Below are 15279 nucleotides of genomic sequence, written 5' to 3'. Positions count from 1 at the left end.
AATTTACAATTTCCGAAATCCTTACAATCAGTAAACCACAACCGCCATCACCACATACACCAGAATGGACACCAGACAGTACAGGGAGTTGGTGGTGGAAACGTAGGCGCTTCCGTCCTCGCTCTTTAAGAAAGTCTGCATGCTGAAGGTAGCTGGTGAAGACATGTAGCTGATCACCGCAAGGTCCAGAAGCAGATGGTCTCCCACTATGTAATGGATTGCCAGCAGCACTCCCGCGATCATCACCGCCTGCAGGATCACGCGAAGCACAATCGTACGGATGCACGGGGAAAGCAGCCTTTTGTCAAGCTCAATGCTGTAGCCTACAACCACCAGAATGATGGAAGTCACAGAAGTTGTAAGAATATTCTCCACACTTGTGTAGGTTCCCGCAAAAGGCCCCTCCAGAATCTTCAGCACCACACCGGATAATCCCGCAAGAATGCCAAGCACGCTTGCAATAAAAGCCGGGGTGCGGATGGCGCTGGCGAACAGCTTTTTCACATCGATCTTATCACCGTTCTCCACCTGTCCCAGCATTCCCATGTAAACACTGAACCCGAACAGAAGCCCTGCAATATCCAGCACTGCGATCTGGGAAAGATTCTCCGCTCCGCAAAGGCTGGTGTAAAGAGGGTAGGCCATAGAACCTCCCTCATACACACTGACCATAAAAGGCAGATATTTGCGGTAGCGCTGCTCCGGCATAAGAGGCCGCATTGCAAAGCCAAGACTAAAGGAAATTACCAGCATTACAAACATAATGCCAACCAGAATCCCCGTTTCCTTATTGTAGTCGGAGGTGGCTAGGGCATGAAAAATAGCAACCGGAAGCATGATCTGGGTCACCAGAACCTTCATATTATCAATTCCGTTCTGATTCAGAAGCTTCCATTTCCGGCAGGCCATTCCCAGAAGGATCATCACCAGTACGGGAAGAACAATCTCTAAAACTTTCATCTTTATGCACTCTTTCTGAATATAAACTTTCTTATTACAATGTACTTCTTAATTGCCGTTCTGTATGATTATTCATCAAAATCTGTCTCAAATACACCCTCCGGTGTCCTCATGGTAAGCACACCCAGGTTAAAATCATCATCCATCACGGTAATGTGATACTCAAAAACCACGTCATCATCAAACTTGGATAACAAAATGTAGGTTCCGTTCTCCTTGCCCTCGATCTGATCGCAGATGTCATTGTACACATCCTCCCCGGAAATCAGGCGCGGATAGCCGGCGTCCTTAATTTTTTTCTCAATTGCTGCATATAATTCTTCCATTTTTTATTTTCGCAGGATTCCCGGCCTTCGTGCCGTGAAATGCACTGCGTGCTCCTTTCTTCAAAATCTCCATCCTGTCAAAGCAAAAGCTCCCACAGCTTTTTGGTTCTGCTCTTTTTTCATTGTATAATATCCGCCCCCGGAATGTCAAACCCGTTTTATCAGTATTTTCGCAGGTTTCACAAACGCCCCTGCCTGCCATTGTGCATTTCATTTCAATTTTCGTCTTTTTTTGTCGCTTTTGTTGACTTTTTTCATAATTTTTGTTGACATTATGACCGATTCATTGTATGCTATTAATACAAAGAGGCAATCCATGATACGAGGATGTATCTGTGGATTGCCCCAATTCGTATCTATAGGGAGGTAATACTTATGAAAATGAAACAGGTTTTAGCAACAGGTGCAGCTTTATCCATGGCTCTTTCTATGACCCCTGTCACAGCATCAGCCGCAGACAAAGTAGATATTAACGTGATCGCTGCACAGTATGGCCAGCAGACAGCTGATTGGTGGGCTAACTTCGTTACAGAATTTAACGAAGCCAATCCAAACATCAATCTGAACGTAGAAGTTGTTTCCTGGAACGATATTTACACTGTAGTGAATACCCGTATTGCCAATGGCGAGGCACCGGATGTTCTGAATATCGACGTATTTGCAGACTATCAGGCAGATGATCTTCTTCTCCCGATCCAGGACGTTGTTTCTGAGGAGACCTACAGCAAGATGTACGATGCATTCCTTGCACAGTCTGAGGTAGACGGAACTGTATGGGCAATCCCGGATCTTGCATCTGCACGTGCTATGTACTACAACAAGGACATCCTTGATGCAGCAGGCGTTGAAGTTCCTACCACATGGGACGAGTTAAAGGATGCCTGCGAGAAGATCAAAGCTTATGACGATAGCCTTTATCCATGGGGAATCGATATGACCACTGACGAAGGTCAGGCAGCATTCGCATACTACACCTGGAACAACGGCGGCGGATTTGTTGACGACGACGGCAACTGGACACTGAACAGCGAGCAGAACGTAGAAGCAATCCAGTACGCAATCGATCTTGTAAACTCCGGCTACACCAACACCGATCCTGCTAACGATACCCGTTATGACCTGCAGGATATGTTCGGCGCAGGCAAGGTTGCTATGCTCATCGCTCCGAACAGCTTACCTACATATATCGCTACAGGCGGAAATGAAGTAAACTACGGCGTAGCTTCTATCCCGTCCAATACTGGCGAGTCTGTTTCCGCAGGTGTTATGGACCGTTTCATGTGCTTCGATAACGATTACTCTGATGAAGAGAAAGCAGCTATCACAACATTCTTCGATTATTTCTATGATGATGCACGCTACACAGAGTGGGTTGACATGGAAGGCTTCCTTCCAGCTACCAAGACTGGCGGCGAGGCTCTCGCAGCAGCTAACGAAGACATGGCAAGCTGGATTGATATCTTAGACAGCTGTAAATTCTATCCAACAGCAAAAGCTGAGTGGGCAGATGTAAAACAGGGCGTTATCAATGTAGAGCAGAACGCACTTCTTGGCGGTGATGTTCAGGAATTACTGGACGACCTTCAGTCAGAGATCGCTGGCTGATCCAGGACTGTAACATTCCCATTACGAGGATGATAATGGGCCGGACTGATTGGTCCGGTCCATTTTTTTGAAACATGGTAACTGTAACGGTACAGGCAGTTACGAAACATACGAAAAGAGAGGTATCCCCTGTGAAGAAAAAATTCAAAAAAGTGGAGCCCTACATTTGGATCCTGCCAAGCGTCCTTCTGATGGCAGTTTTCATTCTGGTTCCCATTGTATTTGTATTTCGCATGGCATTAAGTGATGTCAGCAAGGCCGGACTGATCAAAGGCTTCGCAGGCCTTGAGAACTTCCGCAAGGTAACCAGCAGCTCTGTTTTTGCCATGGTACTGAAAAACACCCTTGTGTGGACCGTTGCCGTTGTCGGTATCTCCACGCTTCTTGGCTTTATCCTTGCCATCTTACTCAACAACGAATTTAAGGGCCGTAAGCTTGCCCGTGCAGTTGTGGTTTTCCCATGGGCGACTACACTGATCGTTCAGGCAAGTATCTGGAAATTCATCATTGACACTGATTACGGTACCTTAAATACGCTGTTGATGAGGCTTGGCATTATCGACCATGCCATCAACTGGACGCCTACTGCCGGTGCATACTTTGCCTGGGAGATTGCCTGCGGTATTTTCGTTACCATTCCATTTGTAACCTTTACCGTGCTTTCCGGTCTGCAGAGTATTGACGCAAGCTACTATGAAGCTGCGGCTGTAGACGGTGCTTCCTACTGGCAGAAAATGTTCCGGATCACCATTCCCCTGGTACGTCCGAACCTGACTATCAGCACCATCCTGAATATTATTTACGTATTCAACTCCTTCCCGATCATCTGGACCATCACCAAGGGTGACCCGGCCAACCGTACCGACACCCTGGTTACTTATCTGTACAAACTGGCCTTCTACAACGGCAAGCAGGGACAGGCTGCGGCAGTATCTGTCATCGGCTTCCTGATTCTGCTTCTCTGCGCCAGCCTGTACATGGTTTCCGTACTGAAGAAAGGAGATGAATGATATGGCAGGCACCAATGCTTCAGCTAAGAAAAAAAACACCAAAAATACCGTGCTCCGGGTACTGCTTTATGTGGTAGTCATTCTGATCTGCCTTTTTACCCTGTATCCGTACTTTGTCACCGTATGTACCGCCCTTAAGAGCCGTGCGGAGATTTTCTCCATAAACGGTACCATTTTCCCTATTAAGGCCATCTGGTCCAACTTTACAGATGTGTGGAAATTAGCACCTATGAGCAGCTACATGCTGAATTCCATCGTCATTGCCGGCGGTTCTACTCTTCTGGCTATGCTCTGCGGCATTCCTGCTGCTTACGCCCTGTCCAGAATGAAATTCAAAGGCCAGACCGCATTCTTGGGATTTGTCATCGTTTCCCAGATGTTTGCTCCGGTCGTGCTTCTGATCGGTATTTACAAGGTTATGATGGCGTTCCATCTGACCAACAGCATCATCGGTCTGATCTTTATCAATGCCGCATTTAACCAGGCATTTGCCATCTGGCTCCTTCGCGGTACTTTCCTGAGCATCTCCCCGGAGATGGAGCAGGCCGCTACCATTGACGGCTGCAACCGTGTACACGCGCTTCTTCGGATCCTGCTTCCGGTTGCCGCACCTGGTATTGTAACAGCGCTTATTTTCGTATTTATCAACGCATGGAACGAATATACCGTAGCGCTGACCCTGATCTCTACGGATACCTTCAAGCCTCTGACAGTTGGTATCAATATTTTCAACGGATACAATATGATCGAATGGCAGTATCTGTTTGCTGCTTCTCTCTATGCAATTGTTCCGGTTGTTATCCTCTTCGTCGGAATCGAAAAAAATCTGGTTGGAGGACTCACTTCCGGCGGTGTCAAGGGTTGATTTTTATTTTTTTCCAAGTATAATAGAAAAAGATGCGAACACAACGAAGGGTTGCTCACGGCAGCCCTTTGTTTATGCAAGCCACCATAAATCCTGCATATATGCGGGATTCTTTGCTGTATATCCCATATTTTTTCCATGGGAAAAACAGTGCACTTTACTATTCGAATACATAAAATTCGGCACATTTCACAGATTTTTAGAATCGTCCGTTTTCACCTTGACTTTTCTGTAAAATCCTGTAATATTGTTAGTGCACAACATTTAGTTGTTTAAATACTTTTTAGACACAATATATGGAGGGATTTGATAAATATGAGCACAGAAGTCAATGCAAACGTCATTAAGCGAAATGGCGTGGAGGTCATCTTTGATAAGGCGAAGATCATCAACGCAGTACAGAAAGCCAATGAGGAGGTTCCCAAGCTCCATCAGCTGAGCCAGTACCAGATTACGGCGCTTGCAGATACGATTGCCACCCGTGCTCTGGAGTCCTCACACGCAGTGAATGTAGAAGACATTCAGGATATGGTTGAGACCGGCATTATGGAGATGCGAGGCTATGAGGTTGCCCAGAAGTACGTGCGTTACCGCTACAAGAGAGAGCTGACCCGCAAGTCCAATACCACAGACGATAATATCCTCTCTCTTCTTGACCAGATCAATGAGAATGCCAAGCAGGAGAACTCCAATAAGAATCCTACCATCAACTCCACACAGCGTGATTATATGGCAGGCGAAGTCAGCAAGGACCTGACCATGCGTGTGCTTCTTCCGGAGGAGATCGTGAAGGCTCACGACGAGGGAATCATCCATTTCCACGATTCCGATTACTATGCGCAGCGTGAGCACAACTGTGACCTGATCAATCTTCAGGACATGCTCCAGAACGGCACCGTCATCAGCCAGACACTGATCGAGAAGCCCCACAGCTTCTTTACCGCCTGCAACGTTACCACACAGATCGTAGCCCAGGTAGCCAGTAACCAGTACGGCGGACAGTCCTTCTCCCTGGCACACTTAGCTCCGTTCGTTGATATCAGCCGTCAGAAGATCCGCAATAAAGTGATCGAGGAGCGTAAGGAATGCGGTGAGCCTATGGACGAGGAGATCATCCGCAAGGTTTCCGAGCGCAGACTGAAGGACGAGATCCAGAGCGGTATCCAGACCATCCAGTATCAGCTGATCACTCTTATGACCTGTAACGGACAGGCTCCGTTTGTGACTATTTTCATGTATCTGGACGAGGTTCCGGAGGGACGTACCCGTGATGATCTGGCTCTGATCATTGAAGAGGTAATGAAGCAGCGTATGCAGGGCGTTAAGAATGAGCGCGGCGCATGGATCACTCCTGCTTTCCCGAAGCTGATCTACGTTCTGGATGAGGACAACATCCACGAGGATTCCAAGTACTGGTACCTCACTGAGATTGCTGCCAAATGTACCGCCAAGCGTATGGTTCCGGACTACATTTCCGCTAAGATCATGCGCCAGCTGAAGAACGGCAATGTATACACCTGCATGGGATGCCGCTCCTTCCTTACCGTTGAGGAGAAACAGAAGAACCCGGACGGTTCCTACAAATTCTACGGCCGTTTCAATCAGGGCGTTGTGACCATTAACCTTGTTGATGTGGCATGCTCCTCTGAGGGTGATTTCGATAAATTCTGGGAGATCCTGGAGGATCGCCTTGAGCTTTGCCACAGAGCACTTCGCTGCAGACATGAGCGTCTTCTTGGAACGGTTTCCGATGTTGCCCCGATCCTGTGGCAGTACGGTGCGCTTGCCCGTCTTAAGAAGGGTGAGACCATTGACAAGCTCCTTTACGATGGATATTCCACTATTTCCCTTGGATATGCAGGTATCCACGAGATGTGCATGAGAATGTACGGCAAGTCTCATACAGATCCTGAGGTTCGTCCATTTGCCATGAAGGTCATGCAGCGTCTCAATGACAAATGCGCAGAATGGAAAGCAGCTGAGAACATCAGCTACTCTGTATACGGAACTCCAATGGAGTCCACCACCTACCGTTTTGCCAAATGTCTCCAGAAGCGTTTTGGTATTATTCCAGGCGTTACAGACAAGAATTATATTACAAACAGCTATCACGTTCACGTTACCGAGGAGATCGATGCATTCTCCAAGCTGAAATTCGAATCCGAATTCCAGAAGCTTTCCCCGGGAGGTGCCATCAGCTACGTGGAAGTTCCGAACATGAAGCAGAACATTCCGGCAGTTCTCTCTGTTATGAAGTTTATCTATGACAACATCATGTACGCAGAGCTGAATACCAAGAGCGATTTCTGTGATGTTTGCGGATATGACGGAGAAATCCAGATTAAAGAGGACGAGAACGGCAAGCTGATCTGGGAGTGCCCGAACTGCGGCAACCGCAACCAGGATAAGATGAGCGTTGCCAGAAGAACCTGCGGTTATATTGGAACACAGTTCTGGAACCAGGGACGTACACAGGAAATTAAGGATCGCGTGCTGCATCTGTAAAATAATCTAAGCAATGCAGTTAGCGCAGATACTATGAATTATAAACAAATCCGGACAGTTTTCTAAATTGAATGATTTTGATTTCTGTCCGGGTTTGTTTTATATAGACACCGGGATCAGGCGTCACAAGGCAATATATATTGTACATACTTCTTTCTTCTTTTTATTTTAAAGAAATAAACACTTCTTCCAGAGGTAGTTAAAGAGGTATAAAGGAAATCTAATTTTGAAATCATTCGCGGCATTTTAGGCCACACAAATGAGGGAATTACGTTATGAACTATGGAAATATTAAATCTTACGACATTGCAGACGGTACCGGGGTGCGGGTAAGCCTGTTTGTATCCGGATGCCGGCATCACTGCAAGGGTTGCTTTAACGCCCCTACCTGGGATTTTAATTATGGGGAGCCCTACACAAGAGAAACTCAGAATAAGATTCTGGAACTGCTGGCACCTTCTTATATAGAGGGCTTCTCTCTCCTTGGGGGCGAACCCTTCGAGCCGGAGAACCAGCCGGTTCTGGCAGAGCTTCTGGAAGAAATCAAGAGCACTTACCCGGAGAAATCCATCTGGTGCTACAGCGGATATCTTTTCGATAAGGACCTGGCTCCTGGCGGTAAGGTCTATACGCCTTACACGGATCGTATGCTTTCTTGCATTGATATTCTGGTGGACGGGGAATTTATTCAGGAACTGAAGGATATTTCCCTGCAGTTTCGGGGCAGCAGCAATCAGAGGATTCTGCATTTGAAGGATGGGAAATTGGTAAAGGAAGGGTTATAAACCGCTCAATTCCACGCAATACACCATGTATAATTCAAAACCGTAATGAGAAATCAGCAATTATTATTGGCCCATCATAGTAGTTATCCCTGATAATATGCCAGGCACCAGATAACCTGCCTATGAGCTGTCCGATTTCTCATTACGGTTTTGTATTTATTATTTCTCTGGATTCAATTTTTCAACTTCTGCAAGAATGCTGTTCATCTCATATAATTTCAGCTGCTTTTTCAGTTCTTTCATATTGATGTTCAGACGCATGTCTTCCAGGCTTTCTTCTATTACAATGTCACGCTTCATGGTTGCCAGCTGCTCGCTTAAATAAACCATTTCTTTGTTGGTTTTTAAAGCTTTTAGCGGACTTCTGCCGATGCCAAGGCTTTCCTTCCAGAAGGTATTCAGCTCTTTCTCTTTCTTCGCTACGCCCTCGCAATCTTCGATTGCCTCGTAGATAGCATCTAAACTGCGGTACTCTTCCACTAACGGTGCTGCTGCAGAGGAAACGCCTTTACAGCCTGGAATGCCGTCTCCTGGGTCTCCTGTGATGGCAAGAAGCACCGGGATCTGCTCCGGGTAAACGCCCTCTTCGGAATGGACAATTTCCGGGGTGTATTCAAATACATTAGGAGGAAGCGCCTCATAGGCATCCTTTCCATAAATGCCGTAGGCATCCTTCAGAGCCTCCAGCTTGTCTCTTGTAACCACACGCCACATGCGGGTGTATTCGCTTACCAGCTGAAAGTAATCGTGGTCCTTGGTAAGCACATAGGTCTGAAGCTCCGGCCCCTGGAATTTCTCCACCAGGGAGGCGGCGTAGTCATCTGCCTCGTAATCCGGACTCATAAATACTGGACAGCCAATGGCTTTGAGGAACTCTTCCATCTGTACAAACTGATCCTTCAGAGGCTGAGCTGTCTCCTTTCGGTTGGCCTTGTAAAAGTCAGCTCCAAGCTGGGTGCGGCGGAAGGTGTCTCTTGTCATATCAAAAGTGAAGGCAACATATTCCGGCTTCACCTTCTTATAAACTGCCAAAAGGGTGCGGAGCATGGTGAACATGGCATTGGTGTATTTTCCATCGGAGGTGTGTAAGATCTCCGAATAATGCCGCTCCTTCTCTTCGTCTGTCTTGGCGAAAAGGATGGACTTGGGAAGGTTTCCGTAATAGGAGGTAGACAGCATGGAGGAACCGTCGATAATCAGAAATTTAGGCATAATATATTCTCCTCATAATTTTTATTTGCAGCTGCAGCCTTATTTCTCCCCAACACTCTGTGAATGCTTCCAGGAAACAATCGCCGCAGTTTATTTTTAATAGAATTCTATCACATAAGCACTTACATCCATGTGCTTTTAAATGATGTTCTTTAAGAGTATACCATAATTTTAGCTAATTCGAAAATATTTTCAAAAAAATTACAGATTCCGTGTTATTTTCCCCTCTGAATTTCGTATATATAGTAAAGGGAGCAGGAAATAAAAATATTTCATGAATCCCGTTTCTACGTAGTAATGAGGAGGTCCTTAATGAAAAAAATTATTTTAGTGTTATTCGGTATCTTTTTTGTAATCTTTACCGGATTGTCACTGCTGGTCTGCATGATTAGTGGAATCCCCACCATGGACCAGCCCGCCGCAACCTTTTATCTGGTGAAGGCCATTGTCCTTTCCTTTGGTTTTCCTATGGTCGCGTTTGGTTTCTTTGCACATAATCTTCATCTGCGCCACAAGCTTGAAAAAAGAGACCAGCTGATCCGGGATTTCCAGGAAAAGATTCTGGAGCACCAGAAATCCAGCTGCAGGGACTCCCAGGAAGAATATTCCCAGGAGTTCAAGGATTCACTTGCCTGTCTGTTCTGTGCCTTTGCTGACGAGGGAAAACTCAGCAAAAAGGATCAGAAGGAATTACTCGATTTTATCGATAAATTATAAGTGAGGGTGACTTGCATGCTTTGGATCTGCGTGAGCATCGCAGGAACGATGCCGCTTTTGGTCTGTCTCCTGCTGATGCTCTTGAAACGGAAAAACTTTTCTTACCGGCTTGGCCGGAAACTGGTGTTACTGAGTCTGGTGGAATATTTCATACCTTTTCAGACGGTGAAGTATTTATTGCCTTTAGATGTGCTGGAAGAGACAAATTCTCTTAACGCCATCTCCTATTTTGTAAACTTTGATGACAAGGAAGCAGTTTCTTATCACGGAATTTCTGTGTGGATGCCTGATTGGATTCTTATGATCGTTTTGTGCTGGCTGTTTGTGATCGCAGGATTCAGTATTTACGAGACAATCAAATACCATCAGCTCACGCGAAAGCTGAAACGAATTACGGAGATAAGAACGTATCCTTTACCTGGAATCGGGAATGTAGAGTACCGCATTTCTCTGGAAATGAACACGCCGTATACCGTTGGGTTTGTAAAACCCTTCATTGTGGCTCCGGCTGAGTTTCCAAACTCCAGGCTGTCAGAAATGATTCTCAGGCATGAATATTCATATCTGCGCCGCCGTGACTCGATTGTAAAATTAATCTGTTTGTTAGCAATTTGCCTTCATTGTTTTAACCCGTTAACGATCCTGACATTTTTACTTTACACCCGTTTTTCTGAAAATATTGCAGATGAAGCTGCTACGGAAGGCTGTTCCGATGAGGAACGAAGAACCTACGCCAAAGCTCTCGTAAGACTTTCTGCAAGAACCAGACAGGTTCCTGTAGTCTGGAGAAGCAACTTGTTGGGGGACAAGAAAGAATCAATGAAAAGGAGAGTGGAACTCATTATGAATAGAAACAAAAAGGCATCTAAGATCGGTACTGTGGCAGCTGTGCTGGCTTCTGTGATTTTAAGCGGGACTACGGTGTTTGCATATACACCCATGCAAACGGTGGATGATCATGAAATTGCAGACATTACTTCTGGCTATTTTGATTTCGATTATGGTGACATTTCTGAAGACATCTTTTCTAACTACAACTACTATTTTGAAGACATGAGTGGCAATATTATTCCACTTGATGATTCTAATTTTGAAACAAGAGCCATTTTATGCACACATAATTATGAGAGTGGATATGTCAATCATCATGTCTCTCAAAGTAATGGTGGATGTGTTATTAATCGATATGAGGCTAAACACTGTATGAAATGCAACCATTATGTTCTCATAAAATTAGTCAATACTATTACATATGCAAAATGTATTCACAAATAATTTATTAACATTTTAACTCATATTACATTTCACTTTCGGAAGCTCAGGGGGACGAAAGTTTTAGAAGAGGGACAGGATAAAGCATCAGCTTTTTCCTGTCCCTCTTCTGTTTTCGCTTTCTGTAAATATTCCTATATCAATATCAGACCCCCACAAGCTAATTTTCCAGGTCTAATCTCGAGGTTCCTTTACTTCTGGTTCTTCTGAATCAAATCACAAATTTTCAATCCCATCAACTCAATTCAAACATCCCATGATACAACTGATAATATTTCCCTTTCTGCTGCAGCAGATCCTCATGATCCCCACGCTCCACGATTTTTCCCTGCTCCAGCACCATAATCGCATTGGAATTGCGTACCGTACTCAATCTGTGAGCGATAACGAATACCGTCCTGCCCTCCATCAACTGATCCATTCCTTTCTCGATCAACGCCTCTGTACGAGTATCTACCGACGAGGTGGCCTCATCCAGAATCAGCACAGGCGGATCTGCCACAGCCGCCCTGGCAATGGCAAGAAGCTGTCTCTGTCCCTGGGAAAGATGGGCACCGTCCGAAGTTACCATCGTGTCATATCCCTGTGGCAGACGGCGGATAAAGGAATCTGCGTTAGCAATCTTCGCAGCCCGCTCAATTTCCTCCTGAGTGGCATCCAGCTTGCCGAAGCGAATGTTATCCGCAACCGTTCCTGTAAACAGGTGGGTGTCCTGCAACACAATTCCAAGAGAATGGCGCAGGGATGTTTTGCTGATGTCCCGCACGTCAATTCCATCATAAACAACCGAACCGCCCTGCACATCATAGAAACGGTTGATCAGGTTGGTAATGGTGGTTTTTCCTGCTCCCGTGGAGCCTACAAAGGCAATCTTCTGTCCCGGCTTGGCATACAGGCTGATATCCTTCAGAATCATCCAATTCTCATCATAACCGAAGTCCACATGCTCAAACCGTACATTCCCTCGAAGAGGCACCAGCTCTCCATCTGGCTTCTTCCACGCCCAGACATTTCCCCCTTTGCTTTCGGCGCCCTTTCCAATTTCTTTTCCTGTAAAAGCTGTTGCCTTTGCGCTACCATTCTTCTCGGTTTCTTTAATCCCTGATATATTATTTTCCCCTTCTGATACAACACTATTGATTTCTTTTTCAATTCCTTCATATTTCCATTTTGAACTGGAATCCATGCTTCCGTTTCTACCAGTATCAGTCATCCGCACCAGTTCTACCTTGCCCTCATCTACTTCCGGCTCCAGATCCATCACCTTAAACACACGCTCCGCGCCTGCCAGCGCAGCCAGAAGGAAATTGCTCTGCTGAGTAAACTGGTTGATCGGAAGGGCTGCCTGGCGGACAAACACCAGATAGCTGGCAAGGCTTCCTAAGTCTGCTTTTCCCTGCAGGGCCAGAATACCGCCAAGCACTGCCACAATGGCACAGTTGATATAAGAAATACTTACCACCACCGGAACCATAGTCGCCGCATAACCTTGGGCACCTGTTCCTGCCTGGCGGAGAGCTTCGTTTTTCTCACAGAATTCCTGGAAGCTGGCTTCCTCGTGGTTAAACACCTTTACCACCTTCTGCCCGCTGATCATCTCCTCAATATAGCTGTTTAACGCACCAAGGCTATTCTGCTGCTTGGCGTAATAAACCTTGCTCCTGCCTCCGCTGAACCGAATATACCACAGCATAATGCCGTAACACGCAGTCACAATAATAGATAGCCGCCAGTTCAGCACATAAAGAATGGTCAGGGTTCCCACCATCTGGATAAAGCTCTGGATCACCATTGCGAAGCTGTTGTTCAGTGCATCGGAGATGGTATCAATATCGTTGGTGAAAAGGCTCATAATGTCGCCATGTCCGTTTGTATCAAAGAACTTCAGCGGCAGTATCTGAATATGGGAGAATAAATCTCTTCGAATATCAAACAAAATCCGCTGGGAGGCTTTCACCATGGTCTGGGAATATCCCCATGCCGCCAGCGCACCTGTAGCAAAAATCCCAGCAGCAGTCAGAACGCCTTTCAAAAGAGTGCTGACATTTCCATCTGCCAGACCATTGACTACCGGACGGATCATATAAGTACCAAGCAGATTGCACAATGCGCTTACGGATACCAGCACTGCTACTACAAACAGCATCCGCTTGTGCCGCCCCATATAGGAGAGAAAATAACCCACCGTCTTTTTCATGTTTTCCGGTTTCTTACCGCTGTAAGTTTTCGCTGCCATCTGTTATCCCTCCTTTCACCTGTACGCTGCCACGCTCTGCCTTTGCAGTACTCTGCTCCATCTCGTTCTCCTGCGCCCCGCTCATCTGGGATCTGTAAATTTCCTGATAAATCGGGTCGTGAGCCAACAGTTCCTTATGAGTTCCTGTGCAGTGCACCTTGCCATCCTCCAGGATCACAATCTGGTCTGTGTTTATCACAGAGGTAATCCTCTGGGCAATAATAATCTTGGTCACATCCTTCCGCTTCGCCAGCGCCTCCCGGATTTTTTTCTCCGTTGCCGTATCTACCGCGCTTGTGGAATCATCAAAAATCAAAATCTTCGCCTTTCCCACCAGCGCTCTCGCGATACAAAGTCTCTGCTTCTGGCCACCGGAAAGGTTGCCTGCGCCCTGCTCCAGCATGGTATCCAGCCCATCCGACATCCGGTTTAGAAACTCATCTGCGCACGCAGCCCTGCAGGCCTCCCAGATTTCCTCATCTGTCGCCTCTGGATTTCCCCATTTCAGGTTGTCACGCACCGTTCCAAAGAACAGCACATTTTTCTGCAGGATAATGCTCACCGCATCCCTTAAGGAATGGATCTCATAATGCCGCACATCACGTCCGCCTACATACACCGCACCCTCAGACACGTCGTAAAGCCTTGGAATCAGCTGTACCAGCGTGGTTTTGGAGGCACCGGTACCACCCAGGATTCCTACGGTCTGACCAGATGGAATGTGAAGATTCACCCCGGACAGGGCAAACTCCCGGGCATCCTTGTGATATTTAAAAGAAACATCCTGAAAGTCAATACTTCCGTCTGCTACCTGCTCCAGCCCGTTTTCCGGGGAAGCCAGTTCCACCTGTTCGTCCAGAACTTCCGCAATACGGTGGGCGCTGGCAAGGGAACGGGTAAGCAGAAGGAACACGTTGGCAATCATCATAAGGGAATTCATAACCTGCATCACATAGCTCAAAAATCCAGTCAGGTCACCTACCGCCAGATTAGATTTCAGGATCATATTTCCTCCAAACCACATGATCAGCACAATAGCGCTGTACATCACCGCCTGAAAAGCAGGCAGGTTCAGCACCGCATAGTGGAAGGTAGTCTCGCTGGAGCTGGTCAGATCTGTGTTGACCTCCGCGAATTTCTCTTCCTCATATTCGTCCCTGACAAAGGCTTTCACCGCACGGATGGCAGTGAGGCCTTCCTGAACCACCCGGTTCAGTCTGTCCATAATGCTCTGAAGCCTTGTGTACATGGGTGCTACTTTTGACACGATCCAGAAAAGCACGCTGCCCAGAACCGGGAGGCACACAAGAAATACAACTGCCAGCTTTGGATTCATCCAGAAGGAAAGCACAATTCCCATTACCAGAAGGGACGGGCCCCTTGTCACCGGACGGAAGCCTGCATTTACCATATTCTGAAGCACCGTTACATCCGTAGTCATTCTTGTGATCAAAGAGGACACTGCGAAATGATCCAGGTTGGAAAATGCATACTGCTGCACCTTCTCATACTCCGCCTTCCGAATCTCTGCGCCCCATCCATAAGCCGCCTTCGCAGCAAAGTGCGCATACAAAAGCCCGGTAATCAGCGCCATCAACGCACACAGAATCATCTGAACTCCTTTTTGGTAAACATAAGAAAGGTCATGATTTGCCACTCCCACATCGATCAGGTCCGCGATCATAATGGGAATAAACAATTCAAAGCAAGTCTCAATCAGAACCAGCACCGCCCCCAGCACCATATCCCTCCGATACGGCCCCGCATACCTCAAAAGCCTCTTCAT

12 protein-coding genes are annotated in these 15279 nt (G+C 46.6%); 7 read left to right on the top strand and 5 right to left on the bottom strand.

The features are described from left to right. Positions 1 to 27: 27 nt before the first annotated feature. Together H8S54_RS06840 and H8S54_RS06835 are read right to left on the bottom strand one after the other, a co-directional pair. Positions 28 to 960: an AEC family transporter gene (locus H8S54_RS06840; RefSeq protein WP_186901155.1), complete on the bottom strand. Its 933-nt coding sequence runs from the start codon at positions 958 to 960 to the stop codon at positions 28 to 30. A gap of 68 nt (positions 961 to 1028) precedes the next feature. Then, entirely contained in the window at positions 1029 to 1286 is a 258-nt protein-coding gene (locus H8S54_RS06835) for a hypothetical protein (RefSeq protein ID WP_021926419.1), read from the bottom strand. Positions 1287 to 1661: 375 nt separating this feature from the next. On the opposite strand from H8S54_RS06835, the gene H8S54_RS06830 reads away from it, so the two are divergent. From H8S54_RS06830 to nrdG, 5 genes are all read left to right on the top strand, one after another. Beyond that, positions 1662 to 2891: an ABC transporter substrate-binding protein gene (locus tag H8S54_RS06830; protein WP_243176679.1), complete on the top strand. Its 1230-nt coding sequence runs from the start codon at positions 1662 to 1664 to the stop codon at positions 2889 to 2891. 131 nt (positions 2892 to 3022) lie between these two features. Beyond that, the gene (locus H8S54_RS06825) at positions 3023 to 3901 is read left to right on the top strand and encodes a carbohydrate ABC transporter permease (protein WP_330600123.1); all 879 of its coding nucleotides are present in this window, start codon (positions 3023 to 3025) and stop codon (positions 3899 to 3901) included. Position 3902: 1 nt separating this feature from the next. After that, a complete protein-coding gene (locus H8S54_RS06820; protein WP_021926422.1) occupies positions 3903 to 4766 on the top strand; it encodes a carbohydrate ABC transporter permease in 864 nt (287 codons plus the stop codon). 315 nt (positions 4767 to 5081) lie between these two features. Then, the gene (gene nrdD / locus H8S54_RS06815; RefSeq protein ID WP_021926423.1) at positions 5082 to 7271 is read left to right on the top strand and encodes an anaerobic ribonucleoside-triphosphate reductase; all 2190 of its coding nucleotides are present in this window, start codon (positions 5082 to 5084) and stop codon (positions 7269 to 7271) included. Positions 7272 to 7546: 275 nt separating this feature from the next. Continuing rightward, positions 7547 to 8056 (top strand): anaerobic ribonucleoside-triphosphate reductase activating protein, encoded by a 510-nt coding sequence (nrdG, locus tag H8S54_RS06810; RefSeq protein ID WP_186901153.1) that lies wholly within the window; start codon positions 7547 to 7549, stop codon positions 8054 to 8056. Positions 8057 to 8215: 159 nt separating this feature from the next. On the opposite strand, the gene H8S54_RS06805 is transcribed toward nrdG, so the two are convergent. After that, entirely contained in the window at positions 8216 to 9268 is a 1053-nt protein-coding gene (locus H8S54_RS06805) for a 5'-3' exonuclease (RefSeq protein ID WP_186901152.1), read from the bottom strand. Between the two features lie 312 nt (positions 9269 to 9580). Between H8S54_RS06805 and H8S54_RS06800 the strand changes: the two genes are divergently transcribed. Together H8S54_RS06800 and H8S54_RS06795 are read left to right on the top strand one after the other, a co-directional pair. Continuing rightward, entirely contained in the window at positions 9581 to 9985 is a 405-nt protein-coding gene (locus tag H8S54_RS06800) for a hypothetical protein (protein ID WP_186901151.1), read from the top strand. A gap of 15 nt (positions 9986 to 10000) precedes the next feature. Beyond that, positions 10001 to 11260, top strand: a complete 1260-nt coding sequence (locus tag H8S54_RS06795) for a M56 family metallopeptidase (RefSeq protein WP_186901150.1) — start codon at positions 10001 to 10003, stop codon at positions 11258 to 11260. A 232-nt stretch (positions 11261 to 11492) separates the two neighbouring features. On the opposite strand, the gene H8S54_RS18160 is transcribed toward H8S54_RS06795, so the two are convergent. After that, positions 11493 to 13493, bottom strand: a complete 2001-nt coding sequence (locus tag H8S54_RS18160; protein ID WP_186901149.1) for an ABC transporter ATP-binding protein — start codon at positions 13491 to 13493, stop codon at positions 11493 to 11495. Beyond that, a complete protein-coding gene (locus H8S54_RS06785; protein WP_334298044.1) occupies positions 13468 to 15279 on the bottom strand; it encodes an ABC transporter ATP-binding protein in 1812 nt (603 codons plus the stop codon). The genes H8S54_RS18160 and H8S54_RS06785 overlap by 26 nt, the downstream gene beginning before the upstream one ends.

This window comes from Blautia segnis (genome assembly GCF_014287535.1).
In the GTDB taxonomy this organism is placed as follows: domain Bacteria; phylum Bacillota; class Clostridia; order Lachnospirales; family Lachnospiraceae; genus Blautia_A; species Blautia_A acetigignens.
This window is presented reverse-complemented; position numbering and strand designations above follow the sequence as displayed.

Excerpts from the sequence above, each read along its gene's own strand:
- H8S54_RS18160 (WP_186901149.1), bottom strand. The coding sequence starts at position 13,493 with ATGGCAGCGAAAACTTACAGCGGTAAGAAACCGGAAAACATGAAAAAG.
- nrdD (WP_021926423.1), top strand. The coding sequence starts at position 5,082 with ATGAGCACAGAAGTCAATGCAAACGTCATTAAGCGAAATGGCGTGGAG.
- H8S54_RS06785 (WP_334298044.1), bottom strand. The coding sequence starts at position 15,279 with ATGAAGAGGCTTTTGAGGTATGCGGGGCCGTATCGGAGGGATATGGTG.
- H8S54_RS06835 (WP_021926419.1), bottom strand. The coding sequence starts at position 1,286 with ATGGAAGAATTATATGCAGCAATTGAGAAAAAAATTAAGGACGCCGGC.
- H8S54_RS06830 (WP_243176679.1), top strand. The coding sequence starts at position 1,662 with ATGAAAATGAAACAGGTTTTAGCAACAGGTGCAGCTTTATCCATGGCT.
- H8S54_RS06800 (WP_186901151.1), top strand. The coding sequence starts at position 9,581 with ATGAAAAAAATTATTTTAGTGTTATTCGGTATCTTTTTTGTAATCTTT.
- H8S54_RS06840 (WP_186901155.1), bottom strand. The coding sequence starts at position 960 with ATGAAAGTTTTAGAGATTGTTCTTCCCGTACTGGTGATGATCCTTCTG.
- nrdG (WP_186901153.1), top strand. The coding sequence starts at position 7,547 with ATGAACTATGGAAATATTAAATCTTACGACATTGCAGACGGTACCGGG.
- H8S54_RS06805 (WP_186901152.1), bottom strand. The coding sequence starts at position 9,268 with ATGCCTAAATTTCTGATTATCGACGGTTCCTCCATGCTGTCTACCTCC.
- H8S54_RS06820 (WP_021926422.1), top strand. The coding sequence starts at position 3,903 with ATGGCAGGCACCAATGCTTCAGCTAAGAAAAAAAACACCAAAAATACC.
- H8S54_RS06795 (WP_186901150.1), top strand. The coding sequence starts at position 10,001 with ATGCTTTGGATCTGCGTGAGCATCGCAGGAACGATGCCGCTTTTGGTC.